Genomic DNA, 12,699 nt, shown 5'->3' with positions numbered 1-12,699 from the left:
TCCGCCGCCGGCCGGACCCGGCTCCTTACCGTCGATCCTTACGCTGTGCGTCGACCGCCGTACGGCGGGAACGACGTGACCGGGGGACGACAGGGATGACATGGTGGCGCACACCGCGCAGCGGGACGGCGGACGGGCGGGCGGAACAGCGCCGCCGGTGGGCGGAGCGCGAGGGCCCCGGGGCGGCGCGGCGGACCGGGCGGCGGACCGGCGGGGCGCCCGGTGACGACCACGCGGGCCCGCCGCCCACCGGCTTCGTCCTGCTGCCCTGGCTGCTGACGGGCGCGGGGCCGGTCTCCGACGTCCTCCAGGGCGAGAGTCCGAACGGGTGGGTCTGCGGTCCGAGCCTGCTGCTCTTCGCCGCCCTGTACGTGTACGTCACCTTCCGCTCCTTCGACCGGTGCCGACGCGAGGCGCTGTCCACCCGGGTGGCGCTCGGCCTGATGGGCCTGCTCACCAGCGGCCTGGCCCTCGCGTACGGCGGTGACTGGCTGGTGCTCTTCCCGCTGCTGGGCCTCGCGGCCGGCGCCTGTCTGCGCGGTCCGCTGCTGGGCCGCGCGGGGCTGCTGCTCGCGCTGTACGCCGGTGCGATCGCCTACTGGCGGGACGGCTGGGACGAGGCGTCGAGCATCGGGTACGCCACCGTCATCTCCAGCGTGGTGACCGCCGCGATCCTCGGACTGTCCGAGGTGGTAAGGGAGTTGCGGGCCGCCCGCGAGGAACTGGCGCGGCAGGCGGTGGAGAAGGAGCGGCTGCGGTTCTCCCGCGACCTGCACGACCTGCTCGGGCACACCCTGTCGGTGATCGTGGTGAAGTCGGAGGCGGCCCGGCGGCTGGCCCCCCGGAACCTCGACGCGGCGCTGGCGCAGGTCACGGACATCGAGGCGGTGGGCCGGCAGGCGCTCACCGAGATACGCGAGGCGGTGACCGGGTACCGCGAGGGCAGTATGGCCACCGAGCTGACCCGGGCGCGGTCGGCGCTGTCCGCGGCGAGCGTGGAGCCGGTGGTCCACCGGTCCGGGACGCCGCTCGACCCGCAGAGCGAGGCGCTGCTCGGCTGGGTGGTGCGCGAGGCGGTGACCAACGTCGTCCGGCACAGCCGCGCGACCCGCTGCGAGATCACCGTGGAGAGTACCTCCGAGGGGGCCCGGCTGACGGTCACCGACAACGGCACCGGCACCGGCACGGGGGCCGATGCCGGTGTCGGTGCCGGTGAGGGGGCCGGGCGACGTGTGGGCGGGACGGGGCTGAAGGGACTGTCCGAACGCCTCGCGGCGGCGGCCGGGTCCCTCACGGCCGGCCCGGCACCGCGCGGCGGTTTCACGGTCACCGCGCGGCTCCCCGTCCTCGCCGACGGACCCGCCCCGGCGGCGGCTACGGCGCCCAGGGAGAGCCGGTCGCCCAGCTGACGTCGGCGGCCCAGGAGGTGGCGCTGTCGAAGTCGTTCGGTCCGCCGTCGCTCGCTATGTAGAGCGTGTGGTTGTAGTGGCGCAGGTAGCGCGTCGGATAGTTGTACGAGGCGAACGAGGTGCCGGTGCCGCTCCTGCCGGCCTGCGGGCAGAAGGTGGCGTCGGCCCGGAACTGGGCGGTGCCGTCCATGGGCTGCCGGTGGAGCCGGTAGTCGAAGTGGCGCAGGAAGTCACCGGGGTAGTTGCGCGACTCGAAGGAGACGCAGGACGCGTCGGCGAGACCGCGGCGCACGATCCAGGTGGCGTCGTCCTTGTCGAGGGCGGAACTGCTCGACGTCACCGGGGAGGTGACGGCCACGTCGTTCTGGTGGCGGACGTACTCGGTGGTGCAGCAGGCGGTGGTGGCGCGCAGCGAGATCTCCGAGCCGGGGTTCAGTGTGCCGGCGCTGCCGGTCGGGCCGCCGTATCCGACGGAGACGATGTCGGCCTGGACGGCGGCGTCGGCGGCGTCGGTGGGGATGCCGGAGGTCATGACGCCCTCGAAGAAGGACCCGATGGAGCCGTTGCTGTTGTCGCCGCCGGTGCCGAGGACGATCGCGCCCTCCTGGTGCATCGGCGAGTAGCCGCTCGCGGTCGGCTCACCACCGGAGTAGGTGGTCGTCAGCCCGCCTGACCGAGCATTGCCGTACTTCAGCGCGAAGTGGTTCTGCCCGTTGTTCTTCAGCAGCGCGGTCACGAACGGCAGCGCTCCGGTCCCGGTGTTCGCCGTGTTCCTGCTGTACCCGGCGTCGGACTGGAACAGGCCGTTCTCCAGATCGGCCTGCACCCAGGGCCCCTGCCCGTAACAGGGCGCGAACCAGCACTCGGTGCCGAAGTTGATGGCGTCCATGTGGCCGTTGCCGGTGTCCAGGTTGTTGGTCTCGGCGTTGCCGTAGTCGAAGCAGCAGCGGTTGTTGACGTGGGTGCCGGAGGTGACCATGTACATCCCCTCGGCCTGTCCGTTCACGGCGACGCCCGAGGTGGAGTTGTCCCGGTAGCCCATGCCGGCGGAGATCTCCAGGCCGTAGACCTGGTGGCCGCCGGCGGTGACCGGCAGGGCGTCCGCGGGCGCCGCCACGTCGGCCGCGCCGGCGCCGCCCGCGCCCTCGACGGTGAGGTCGTTGTGGCGCGGGGACTGGTCGTAGATCTCGGTGACGACACAGGTCGTACGGGAACAGAAGGAGTCCTGGGCGGCGGCGTCGGCGTACCCGCCGGCGGAGAGCGGGGTGATCTTCGCACTCGCCCCGTCCGAGGCCCGCCGCACCTGGTAGAGCGGGCCGCCGTACGACCCGTACAGCGCCCGGGTCAGGCTGTGCGCGGCGACGCAGGGGGTGCCCGCGGCGCCGTAGATGTCGCACGGCAGGGAGCCGGCGGCCGCGGCCGGGGGCGCACCGGTGCCGAGGAGCAGGGCGGCGAGGCCGGCGCAGACGGCGAGGACGGACAGCAGCGCGGTCCGCACGCGCCGGGGCGTGCGGGGGGTTCGCGGGGTCTGTGGGGTCTGTGGGGTTCGGCGGAGCACGGTGCACCTCGTGTTCGTCGGGGGCAGTGCGGGTCGTGGGGTCCTGCGGTCCGTTCGGTCGGTCTCTTCCGTTCGGTATGTCGAACCATGTTCGAGCAGTGCTGCGCAGCTGTCCGGCGGGAAGTGGTTCGGGGGCGCCGGGACGGCAGGGGCGATTGTTTGCGTACGGTCAAGAGGCGTCAACCCCCGCCGCACGGGACGAGGGAGAGTCTTTAACCGACCCCCGCTGCCTGACGGCGCGTCAGAAACCCATGGCTCGGTCAAGAAATCATTAGAGGCCCGAAGCAACGGAATAGTTGCCCGTGCATACGAGGTTTACGCAGCACTTATGACACGCGGAAGGCCTCACCCCATGACAGACACGACGACCGACCAGCCCGCCCGGGGAGCGAGCGGAGCCGTGGTCCCGGTGCTCGCCTTCGCGGGGATCGTGGTCGCGGTGATGCAGACCCTGCTCGTGCCGGTCATCAAGGACCTGCCGCAGCTGCTCGGCACCGCCCCCACCAACGCCACCTGGGTGCTCACCTCGACGCTCCTGTCCGGTGCCGTCGCCACGCCGATCATGGGCCGGCTCGGCGACCTGTACGGCAAGCGGCGCATGCTGGTGTTCAGCCTCGCCGTGATGGTGGTCGGCGCCCTGATCAGCGCCCTCACCAGCGACCTGATCATCATGATCGTCGGCCGTACCCTCCAGGGCTTCGCCATGGGCGCGATACCCCTCGGCATCGGCCTGATGCGCGACATGCTGCCCCGCGAGAAGCTCGGCTCGGCCATGGCGCTGATGAGCTCCTCCATCGGCGTGGGCGGCGGCCTCGCCCTGCCGGCCGCGGCCCTGGTCGCCCAGCACTCCGACTGGCACGCCCTGTTCTACGGCGCCGCCGGCCTCGGCGCGCTCGCCATCGCGCTGACCCTCCTCGTCGTCCCCGAGTCCCCGATGCGCGCCCGCGGCACCTTCGACGTGCTCGGCGCGGCCGGCCTCTCCGCCGGCCTGGTCCTCCTGCTGCTCCCCATCACCAAGGGCAGCGACTGGGGCTGGTCCTCGGGCACGACGCTCGGCCTGTTCGCCGCGGCCGTCGCCGTCCTGCTGCTGTGGGGCGTGTACGAGCTGCGCATCCCGGCGCCCCTGGTCGACCTGCGCACCACCGCCCGCCGCGAGGTGCTGCTCACCAACCTCGCCTCCATCATGGTCGGCGTCAGCTTCTACGTGGTCTCCCTGGTCCTGCCCCAGCTGCTCCAGCTGCCCACCGCGACCGGTTACGGCCTCGGCCGGTCCATGGTCGTCGCGGGCCTGTGCGTGGCCCCGCTGGGCCTGACGATGATGTTCACCGCCCCGGTCTACGCCCGCCTGTCCGCCCGGTACGGCCCCAAGGTCACCCTCATCCTCGGCATGCTGATCATCGCCGTCGGGTACGGCGGCGGCCTCGGCCTGATGGACGCGGCCTGGCAGACGATCATCACCTCCGTGGTCCTCGGCGCGGGCATCGGCCTCGCCTACTCCTCGCTGCCCGCGCTCATCGTCGGCGCGGTGCCGGCCTCGGAGACCGGCGCCGCCAACGGCCTGAACACCCTGATGCGGTCCATCGGCACGTCGGTCTCCAGTGCCGTCATCGGCATGGTGCTCGCCAACACGGCCGACAACGTGGGCGGCGTCGCCGTCCCGACCATGCACGGGTTCCGCGTCTCCTTCCTGATCGCCACGGTCGCCGTCGCGGTCGGCCTGCTGCTCGCCCTCTTCCTGCCGAAGGCCGCGCGGCCCGCCCAGCACACGCAGCTGCGCGCGAGCAGCGAGGAGGACACGAACCTCGAACGCGTCGAGCAGGCGCTGCGCGGGTTCCGTGGGCGGGTGCTGGGTGCCGACGGCACGCCGGTCGCCCGGGCCACCGTCACCCTGATCGACCGCCGGGGCCGGCAGGCGGGGGCCACGGTGTCCGCCGAGGACGGCTCGTACTCCCTCGCCGTGCCCGCGGAGGGTGCGTACGTGCTCGCCGCCAAGGCGTCCGGGCACGGGCCGCTGGCATCGTCCGCGAGCCACCCCGGTGAGGAGCGGGCGGTCGACGTGGACCTGGCGCTGCCGGGCGCTGCGCTCGGCGTGTAGCGCGTCACCGGGTGCCACGGAGGGGTGGTCTGCGGCGCGGCCGCGTCGTGGCTGGGCGCGCAGTTCCCCGCGAGGGCCTGCCGGGGCGGGCGAGAGCTCTACCGGGGTGCCACGGAGGGGCGGACGGCGGCGCGGCCACGTCGTGGCTGGGCGCGCAGTTCCCCGCGAGGGCCTGCCGGGGCGGGCGAGAGCTCTACCGGGGTGCCACGGAGGGGCGGACGGCGGCGCGGCCGCGTCGTGGTTGAGCGCGCAGTTCCCCGCGAGGGCCTGCCGGGGTGGGCGAGAGCTCTACCGGGGTGCCACGGAGGGGCGGACGGCGGGTGCGGCTGCGTCGTGGCTGGGCGCGCAGTTCCCCGCGAGGGCCTGCCGGGGCGGGCGAGAGCTCTACCCGGGTGCCACGGAGGGGTGGACGGCGGGTGCGGCCGCGTCGTGGTTGAGCGCGCAGTTCCCCGCGAGGGCCTGCCGGGGTGGGCGAGAGCTCTACCCGGGTGCCACGGAGGGGCGGACGGCGGGTGCGGCCGCGTCGTGGTTGAGCGCGCAGTTCCCCGCGCCCCTCAGGGGGCCGTCGAACCCCTGTCCTTGGGTGTACCCCCTGTCGGGGTGGGGTGGGGGGTGGGGGAGCATGGGGGGAACGTTGTGTGAGCGAGAGGTTGAGCATGGCCGCCGTGCCCCGTCCCGAGATCCTGGCCGCGTTCGAGGGGGCCAAGGGGTTCATGCCCGTGGACGAGGGGCTGGCGCTGTACGCGGCGGCGGTGGAGGCGGGGCGGCTGGGGCTGCCGCTGCTGGAGGTCGGCACGTACTGCGGGCGCTCCACCGTGCTGCTCGCCGACGCGGCCCGCGCGGCCGGGATCGCTGTGCTGACCGTCGACCACCACCGGGGCAGCGAGGAGCAGCAGCCCGGCTGGGACTACCACGACCCGGAGACGGTCGACCCCGAGATCGGCCTGATGGACACGCTCCCCACCTTCCGGCGCACGCTGTTCCGGGCGGGCCTGGAGGAGCATGTGATCGCCCTCGTCGGCCGCTCCCCGCAGATCGCGCGGATCTGGAACTCCCCGCTCGGGCTGGTCTTCGTCGACGGCGGCCACACCGACGAGCACGCCGGCGCCGACTACGAGGGCTGGGCGCCGCACGTCGCCGAGGGCGGACTGCTCGTCATCCACGACGTCTTCCCGGACCCCGAGGACGAGTTCACCGGCCAGGCCCCGTACCGCGTGTACCTGCGGGCGCTGGGCTCGGGGGCGTTCACCGAGGTGTCGGCGACCGGCTCGCTGCGCGTCCTGCGGCGGACGGGCACGGGGGTCTGAGCCCGGGTTAGAGTCGCAGACGTGTCGTACGCAGGCCCCGACCTCGATCCTCCGCAGTCCCGCCGGCCCCGGCGCGGCCCGCTGACCGTGGCGCTCGCCGCGCTCGTGCCCGGCGCGCTGCTCGGCTGGCTGGTGTACGAGGCGGTGGGCGGCGGTCCCGGCGGCCACGACGGTACGGCCGCCCCCGGCCCGGTCCCGCGCCGCTCGGCGGTGTCCTCCTCCCCGCCGGTCACGGCCGCACCGTCCGGCACGGATTCGCTCCGGGGCAAGGTCGTCGTCATCGACCCGGGGCACAACCCCGGCAACTTCCGGCACACGGCCGAGATCGGCCGCACGGTGGACATCGGCAACCACCGCAAGGAGTGCGACACCACCGGCACCTCCACCAACGACGGTTACGCGGAGGCCCGGTTCACCCTGGACCTGGCGCACCGGCTGCGGGCGCTGCTGGAACGGCGGGGCGCCACCGTGAAGTTGACGCACGACGAGGGCGGCCGGGAGTGGGGGCCGTGCGTGGACGAGCGGGCGCGGATCGGGAACACCGCGCACGCGGACGCGGCCGTCTCCCTGCACGCCGACGGTTCCGCGGCCGGCAACCGGGGCTTCCACGTCATCCTGCCCGGGTCCGTGCACGCCGGCGCGGCCGACACCCGTGCCATCGTGGGCCCCTCGCACGACCTGGGGACGCGCATCGCGGGCGCCTTCCTGCGGTCGACGGGCGAGCCGCCCTCCAACTACCTGGGCGGAGGTACCGGTCTGGTCACGCGCACGGACCTGGGCGGTCTCAATCTGTCAACGGTTCCCAAGGTGTTCCTCGAGTGCGGCAACATGCGCGATAGCAAGGACGCGGCACTGCTGACCAGTGGCGCCTGGCGGCAGAAGGCTGCGCGGGGGATCTCCGAGGGGATCGTGGGGTTCCTGCGTCAGTCGTGACCGGCGGGCGGAACCGGCCGTACGGCCGGATTTTGCGGACGATAGTGTCTACCGACGACGAGACGACCTACGAAGGACCTGAAGTGAATATCCGCTCCCTCACTAGAGGCGACGGCGTGGTGATCGGAGCAGCGGTGGTGCTGTTCATCGCGTCGTTTCTCGACACGTTCGACACCGGCAGCGACAACACCAACGCCTGGGACAACCTGGGCCTGGTGATGAGCATGTACGTCGGCGGCATCATCGGTGCGGTCCTGATCGTCCTCGCCCGCGCGCTGCCGCAGCCGCGCAAGGTCGCCGGCCTCGAACTCGGCCAGGTCGGCGTCGCCCTCGCGGTGTTCGCCGCCTGGACGGCGTTCTGGTCGATCCTCGACCCGCTGGGCGCCTTCGACGACTTCGACAGGTTCGACGTCGGCGCGGGCGCCGGCCTGGTGCTGGGGCTCATCGGTGCCCTGCTGCTGGCCGCGGGTGCCATCGCCACGCCGCTGGTGCCCGCCCTCCAGGCCGCCCTGATCCCGGCCCCCAAGCCGGCCGCCCCGCAGCCCTACGGCGCCCAGCCGCCCGGTGGTTACGGCTACCCGGGCGCCCAGCCGCAGCAGCCGTACGGCGCCCAGCCGCAGCCGGGCCAGCCGTTCGGGCAGCAGCAGCCGGCCCCGGCGCAGGGCGCTCCGGCGGCGCAGCCCCCGGCCGGGGACTTCTCCCCGTTCTGGTTCGCCGTGCCGGCGGCCCGTCCGCTGTTCGCGGAGGACGGTTCGCCCAACCAGATCGCCGAACTGACGCCGGGCACCTGGTACCTGGCCGTCGAGCAGCGCGGTGCCGCCCTGGTCGCGCAGACCCAGGACGGCCGCCGCGGTGTGCTCCAGGACAGCTCGGGCATCCAGCGCGGCTGAGCCGCACCCCCGTACCGACGGCCCCCCGCCCCCGTGGCGGGGGGCCGTCGGCGTCAGCCCTGGGAGAGCTGGGACGTCGAGGGCACCTGGTCCTTCACCGGGGCGCCCGCGCTCTTCCCCGCGTCCTTGACCTTGTTGATGATGTCGTCGAAGGAGCCGGCCGCGCCCTCGTCACCCTTGCGGAGCTTGGACGGCAGGCCCTTCAGCGACTCGATGCCGGCGGCCAGTGGGGCGAGGGCCTTGGAGAGCGCCGGGTCGGCCTGGGCGTTCTTCTTGGCGGCCTTCAGCCGGTTGTAGGCGAAGGTACCGGCGAGGCCGGCCTTCACCAGGGCCGCGGTGCGGCCGTGCGCGCCCTTGCGGAACTTGCCGGCCTTCCAGGGCTTCACGATCCACTGGTAGGTGGCGCCCGCGGCGAGACCCGCGTCCACCACGAACCGCGTCTTGGCGAACTTGCGTTTCTCCGCGGAGGTGCTGGGGCTCGGGGTGGCACTCTCGGCGGCGGGGGCGGCCTGGGTCGCCGCGCCGCTCTTCGTCGTGCTCTTCGCGTCGCTTCCGCAGGCGGTGGAGCCGGCGAGCAGCGCGCAGCACAGGGTGAGCGCCACGGCGAGGCGCCGCATCGGTACGGGCACGGGATCCTCCGGACGTGTCTCCCCGAGCGGTTGGCTTCCTCCGGCAGCCTGCCCCGGGTCGCCGCACCGCGCCACCCGGGGGGCGCCGTCCGGGTTTCACCGCCCGGCGCCCGGCAATCCGCAAGGCATGTCCCCTAGATATCGCCACGGTGCGAATCAGGCCGGGACGGTCATAGCGATCGTCGCCGACGTCATGGCCTTCATCCTCGGCCTGTGGATCCTGATGTACCTGTTGGACGCGAACCGGGCCAACAGCCTGGTGCAGTTCGTCCATGACGCGGCCTCCTGGCTGGCAGGCTGGTCGCACGACCTGTTCACCTTCGACGAGGCGTGGGCCCGGGTGGTCGCCGGGTACGGTCTGGCCGCGGTCGTCTACCTCTTCGTGGGCCACGCCATCGCCAACCGCATGAGCCGGCACTGACGCCGTCCCGGCCGGTCGCGCACGCCCCCGGTCGAGGCGTGTGCGGCCGGCCGGGAGGTCAGTCGCAGCAGTCGGGAGCGAGGCCGGTCGGCAGGTGCTGCCCGCTGAAGACCGCGCAGGTGGCCTCGTGCCCGCCCAGCGCGGCGACGGCCAGCAGCAGGGAGCCCGCCGTCCAGGTGGTCAGCTCGCGCGGCCAGACGGCGTCGTCCTCGTAGACGTAGCCCGTCCAGTACAGCCCGCTGTCCGGGTCCCGCAGGTGCTGGATCCACTGGAGGATCTCCAGGGCGCGGTCCGACTCCCCCACCGCCCACAGGGCCAGGGCGAGTTCGCTGGACTCGCCGCCGGTCACCCAGGGGTTGGGGACCACGCAGCGCACGCCCAGGCCGGGGACGACGAACCGGTCCCAGGACTCCTCGATGCGTGCCCTGGCCGCCTCGCCGGTCAGCGCGCCGCCGAGGACCGGGTAATACCAGTCCATCGAGTAGCGGTTCTTGTCGAGGAAGCGCTCGGGGTGCCGGCCTATCGCGTGGCGCAGCGCGCCCACGGCCAACTCCCAGTCCGGCTGGGGTTCTTCGCGTTCCTCGGCGATGGCGAGCGCGCACCTGAGGGCGTGGTGGACGGAGGAGCTGCCGGTGAGCAGGGCGTCCGTCGCCGGGGTGCCGTCGTCGTCGCGGCGCCAGCCGATCTCTCCGCCGGGCTGCTGTAGCCGCAGCACCCATTCCACGGCCGCGTGGACGGTCGGCCACATCCGGTCCAGGAACAGGTCGTCGCCGGTGGACAGGTAGTGATGCCAGACGCCGACGGCTATGTAGGCGACGAAGTTGGACTCGCGGGCGCGGTCGGTGACGTCGTCGTGGGCGCCGTCGGCGTAGGCGGCGTACCAGGAGCCGTCCTCGTTCTGGTGCTCGGCGAGCCAGTCGTAGGCCCGTTCGGCGGCCTCGTGCTCGCCCGCCGCGTCCAGGGCCATGGCGGCCTCGGTGTGGTCCCACGGGTCCAAGTGGTGCCCGCGGAACCACGGCAGCGCGCCGTCCTCCCGCTGCACGGCGAGGATGCCGCGGACGGTCGCGGCGGCCTGCTCGGCGGTGAGGACCCCGGGCAGGACGAGGTGTTCTGTCCGGGGGGTGGTCACTTGGCGGCCGCCTCGGTGGCCCCGGTGCCCGCGTCGGCCAGGCGCGGCAGGTGCGGCTTGGTGGCGTAGACGACGAAGCTCTTGCCGATGACCGGGTTCAGGGCCCGTTCGGCCAGGCGGGTGGCGAGCGGCTTCTTCATGATGTCCCAGACCAGCAGCTTGTGGTACGCCCGCACCGGCAGCGCCTGGTCGTTGTCCACGCCGAACGCGCACTTCAGCCACCAGTACGGCGAGTGCAGGGCGTGCGCGTGGTGGCTGCCGTACGGCTTCAGGCCGGCCTCGCGGACCTTGGCGACCAGTTCGTCGGCCTTGTAGATGCGGATGTGGCCGCCCTCTACCTCGTGGTAGGCGTCGGACAGCGTCCAGCACACCTTCTCCGGGCCGTAGCGGGGCACGGTGACGGCGATCCGGCCGCCGGGCCGGAGCACGCGGACCATCTCGGCGAGCACGCCCTTGTCGTCGGGGATGTGCTCCATCACCTCGGAGATGACGACGACGTCGAAGGAGTCGTCGGGGAAGGGCAGGGCGAGGGCGTCGCCCTCCATGGCGGTGGCGGTGGCGCCCTCGGGGGCCTCCCCGGCCTCCCGCATCGCCGCGAACCACTTGGCGACCTCGCGGATCTCCTCGGCGTTCCGGTCCAGCGCGACGACCTGGGCGCCGCGCCGGTAGCACTCGAAGGCGTGCCGGCCGGCCCCGCAGCCGAGGTCCAGGACTCGGTCGCCCGGGGCGATCGGGAACCGGGAGAAGTCGACGGTCAGCACGTGGCCCTGCTTTCGGTGTAGACGCCTGTGGTGGCCGCGGGGCGGCCGGGGTGCTGCGGCTCGGGGCGCGGGCCGCCGGAGCGGGCGATGGCCTCGCGGTAGCGGGCCACGGTGCCCTCGGCGGCCCGGGCCCAGGTGAAGTGGGCGAGCACCCGCCGGCGGCCGGCCGCGCCGAGCCGGGTCCGCAGCGCCGGGTCGCCGAGCAGCCGGCCGAGACCGGCGGCGAGGGCGCCCGCGTCGCCGGGCGGTACGGCCAGGCAGGTCTCGCCGTCCCGGCCGGCGACCTCGGGGATCGCGCCGCCGGTGGTGGCGAGCAGCGGGGTGCCGGTGGCCATGGCCTCGGCGGCGGGCAGGGAGAACCCCTCGTACAGGGAGGGCACGCAGGCCACCTGGGCGGAGCGGATCAGATCGACCAGTTCGGCGTCGGAGATGCCCTTGACGAACTCGACGGCGTCGTGGAGGCCGTACCGCTCCAGGGCCTGGGCGACCGGGCCCTCCTGCGGGCGCTTGCCGACGACGACGAGGTGGGCGGCCGGCTGTTCGGTGCGCAGCTTGGCGAGCGCCTCCACCAGGAACACCAGGCCCTTGAGGGGCACGTCGGCGCTGGAGGTGGTGACGATGCGTCCGGGAACCTCGGGCACGGCGGGGTCCGGCGCGAACAGGTCGGTGTCGGCGCCGATGTGGACGACGTGGACGCGGTCGTCGCGGACGCCGAGGTGGTCCACGATCTCCTGCCGGGAGCTGCCGGAGACGGTGAGGACGGAGGGCAGTCTGCGGGCGACCCGCTTCTGCATGCGGGTGAAGGCGTACCAGCGGCGCACCGAGTAGCGGCGCTGCCAGGTGTCGGCCGCGTCCAGTTCGAGCTGCCGGTCGACGGTGATGGGGTGGTGGATCGTCGTCACCAGGGGCGCGCCGATGTCGCCCAGCAGGCCGTAGCCGAGGGTCTGGTTGTCGTGGACGACGTCGAAGTCACCGCGCCGGGCGCGTAGATGACGGCGGGCGCGCAGGGAGAAGGTCAGCGGCTCCGGGAAGCCGCCGGTCCACATGGTCGCCACTTCCAGGGCGTCGATCCAGTCCCGGTACTCGTCCCGTCCCGGGGTGCGGAAGGGGTCGGGCTGGCGGTACAGGTCGAGGCTGGGCAGCTCGGTGAGGGAGAGGTGCGCGCCGCCGTCGTCCAGGACGGGGTACGGCTGCGAGCCGATGACCTCGACCCGGTGGCCGAGGCGGGTCAGCTCGCGCGAGAGGTGGCGCACGTAGACGCCCTGCCCGCCGCAGAACGGGTTCCCCTTGTAGGTGAGCAGAGCGATGCGGAGCGGTCGATCGTCCCCGGCCGCGCTCGATCGGGAGGGACCCCCACCGGCAACGGGTTCCTGGCCGGTACCCGCTTTCCGGGCCTCAGCGGTCACTCCGTGCCCCCTTCTGACTGCACTGCCCGCGACACTACGGCGGGAGCTGATCTGGAACAAGTTCCGCATTGATCGTTCAGGAGGCTCTGAATCTACCGGCAGGTAGTAGCGCGGTGAGCAGTGGATCAGGTGATTCGCGCCACGGCGCGCGGCGCCGCCCC

11 protein-coding genes are annotated in these 12,699 nt (G+C 73.2%); 6 read left to right on the top strand and 5 right to left on the bottom strand.

Annotated elements, in window-relative coordinates; translation table 11 throughout:
• Positions 1-95: 95 nt before the first annotated feature.
• Entirely contained in the window at positions 96-1,409 is a 1,314-nt protein-coding gene (locus ACIQVT_RS07165; RefSeq protein ID WP_403748813.1) for a sensor histidine kinase, read from the top strand.
• Here ACIQVT_RS07165 and ACIQVT_RS07160 read toward each other — a convergent pair.
• Positions 1,375-2,967, bottom strand: coding sequence for an alpha-L-arabinofuranosidase B (locus tag ACIQVT_RS07160; protein ID WP_403748810.1), 1,593 nt, complete (start codon positions 2,965-2,967; stop codon positions 1,375-1,377). The two genes, ACIQVT_RS07165 and ACIQVT_RS07160, sit on opposite strands and share 35 nt — an antisense overlap.
• A gap of 352 nt (positions 2,968-3,319) precedes the next feature.
• Here ACIQVT_RS07160 and ACIQVT_RS07155 point away from each other — a divergent pair, with 352 nt between their 5' ends.
• The 4 genes from ACIQVT_RS07155 (at position 3,320) to ACIQVT_RS07140 (ending at position 8,192) form a co-directional block, all read left to right on the top strand.
• Positions 3,320-5,062 carry an MFS transporter gene (locus tag ACIQVT_RS07155; RefSeq protein ID WP_403748808.1) on the top strand — a complete coding sequence of 581 codons (1,743 nt, stop codon included), beginning with the start codon at positions 3,320-3,322 and terminating at the stop codon, positions 5,060-5,062.
• Positions 5,063-5,718: 656 nt separating this feature from the next.
• Complete coding sequence (locus tag ACIQVT_RS07150) at positions 5,719-6,369, top strand: class I SAM-dependent methyltransferase (RefSeq protein ID WP_403749725.1); 651 nt, start codon at positions 5,719-5,721, stop codon at positions 6,367-6,369.
• 21 nt (positions 6,370-6,390) lie between these two features.
• The gene (locus tag ACIQVT_RS07145) at positions 6,391-7,302 is read left to right on the top strand and encodes an N-acetylmuramoyl-L-alanine amidase (RefSeq protein ID WP_403748805.1); all 912 of its coding nucleotides are present in this window, start codon (positions 6,391-6,393) and stop codon (positions 7,300-7,302) included.
• A gap of 83 nt (positions 7,303-7,385) precedes the next feature.
• A complete protein-coding gene (locus ACIQVT_RS07140; RefSeq protein WP_403749722.1) occupies positions 7,386-8,192 on the top strand; it encodes a hypothetical protein in 807 nt (268 codons plus the stop codon).
• A gap of 53 nt (positions 8,193-8,245) precedes the next feature.
• Here the strand turns inward: ACIQVT_RS07140 and ACIQVT_RS07135 are convergent, their stop codons facing one another.
• Complete coding sequence (locus ACIQVT_RS07135; RefSeq protein ID WP_403748802.1) at positions 8,246-8,821, bottom strand: hypothetical protein; 576 nt, start codon at positions 8,819-8,821, stop codon at positions 8,246-8,248.
• A gap of 127 nt (positions 8,822-8,948) precedes the next feature.
• On the opposite strand from ACIQVT_RS07135, the gene ACIQVT_RS07130 reads away from it, so the two are divergent.
• Positions 8,949-9,242, top strand: a complete 294-nt coding sequence (locus ACIQVT_RS07130) for a hypothetical protein (protein ID WP_403748799.1) — start codon at positions 8,949-8,951, stop codon at positions 9,240-9,242.
• Positions 9,243-9,300: 58 nt separating this feature from the next.
• On the opposite strand, the gene ACIQVT_RS07125 is transcribed toward ACIQVT_RS07130, so the two are convergent.
• Genes ACIQVT_RS07125 through ACIQVT_RS07115 form a run of 3 tightly spaced genes read right to left on the bottom strand, consistent with a single transcriptional unit; the run spans position 9,301 to position 12,538 of the window.
• A complete protein-coding gene (locus ACIQVT_RS07125) occupies positions 9,301-10,371 on the bottom strand; it encodes a prenyltransferase/squalene oxidase repeat-containing protein (protein WP_403748797.1) in 1,071 nt (356 codons plus the stop codon).
• The gene (locus ACIQVT_RS07120; protein ID WP_403748794.1) at positions 10,368-11,132 is read right to left on the bottom strand and encodes a class I SAM-dependent methyltransferase; all 765 of its coding nucleotides are present in this window, start codon (positions 11,130-11,132) and stop codon (positions 10,368-10,370) included. Before ACIQVT_RS07120 ends, ACIQVT_RS07125 begins: the two co-directional genes overlap by 4 nt.
• A complete protein-coding gene (locus ACIQVT_RS07115; RefSeq protein WP_403748791.1) occupies positions 11,126-12,538 on the bottom strand; it encodes a glycosyltransferase family 4 protein in 1,413 nt (470 codons plus the stop codon). The genes ACIQVT_RS07120 and ACIQVT_RS07115 overlap by 7 nt, the downstream gene beginning before the upstream one ends.
• Positions 12,539-12,699: the final 161 nt, after the last annotated feature.

The sequence above is a fragment of the Streptomyces sp. NPDC100445 genome (assembly GCF_044759735.1).
Classification (GTDB): Bacteria; Actinomycetota; Actinomycetes; order Streptomycetales; family Streptomycetaceae; genus Streptomyces.
The sequence above is the reverse complement of the archived record's forward strand: the minus strand, read 5'-3'. Positions and strand labels throughout refer to the sequence as shown.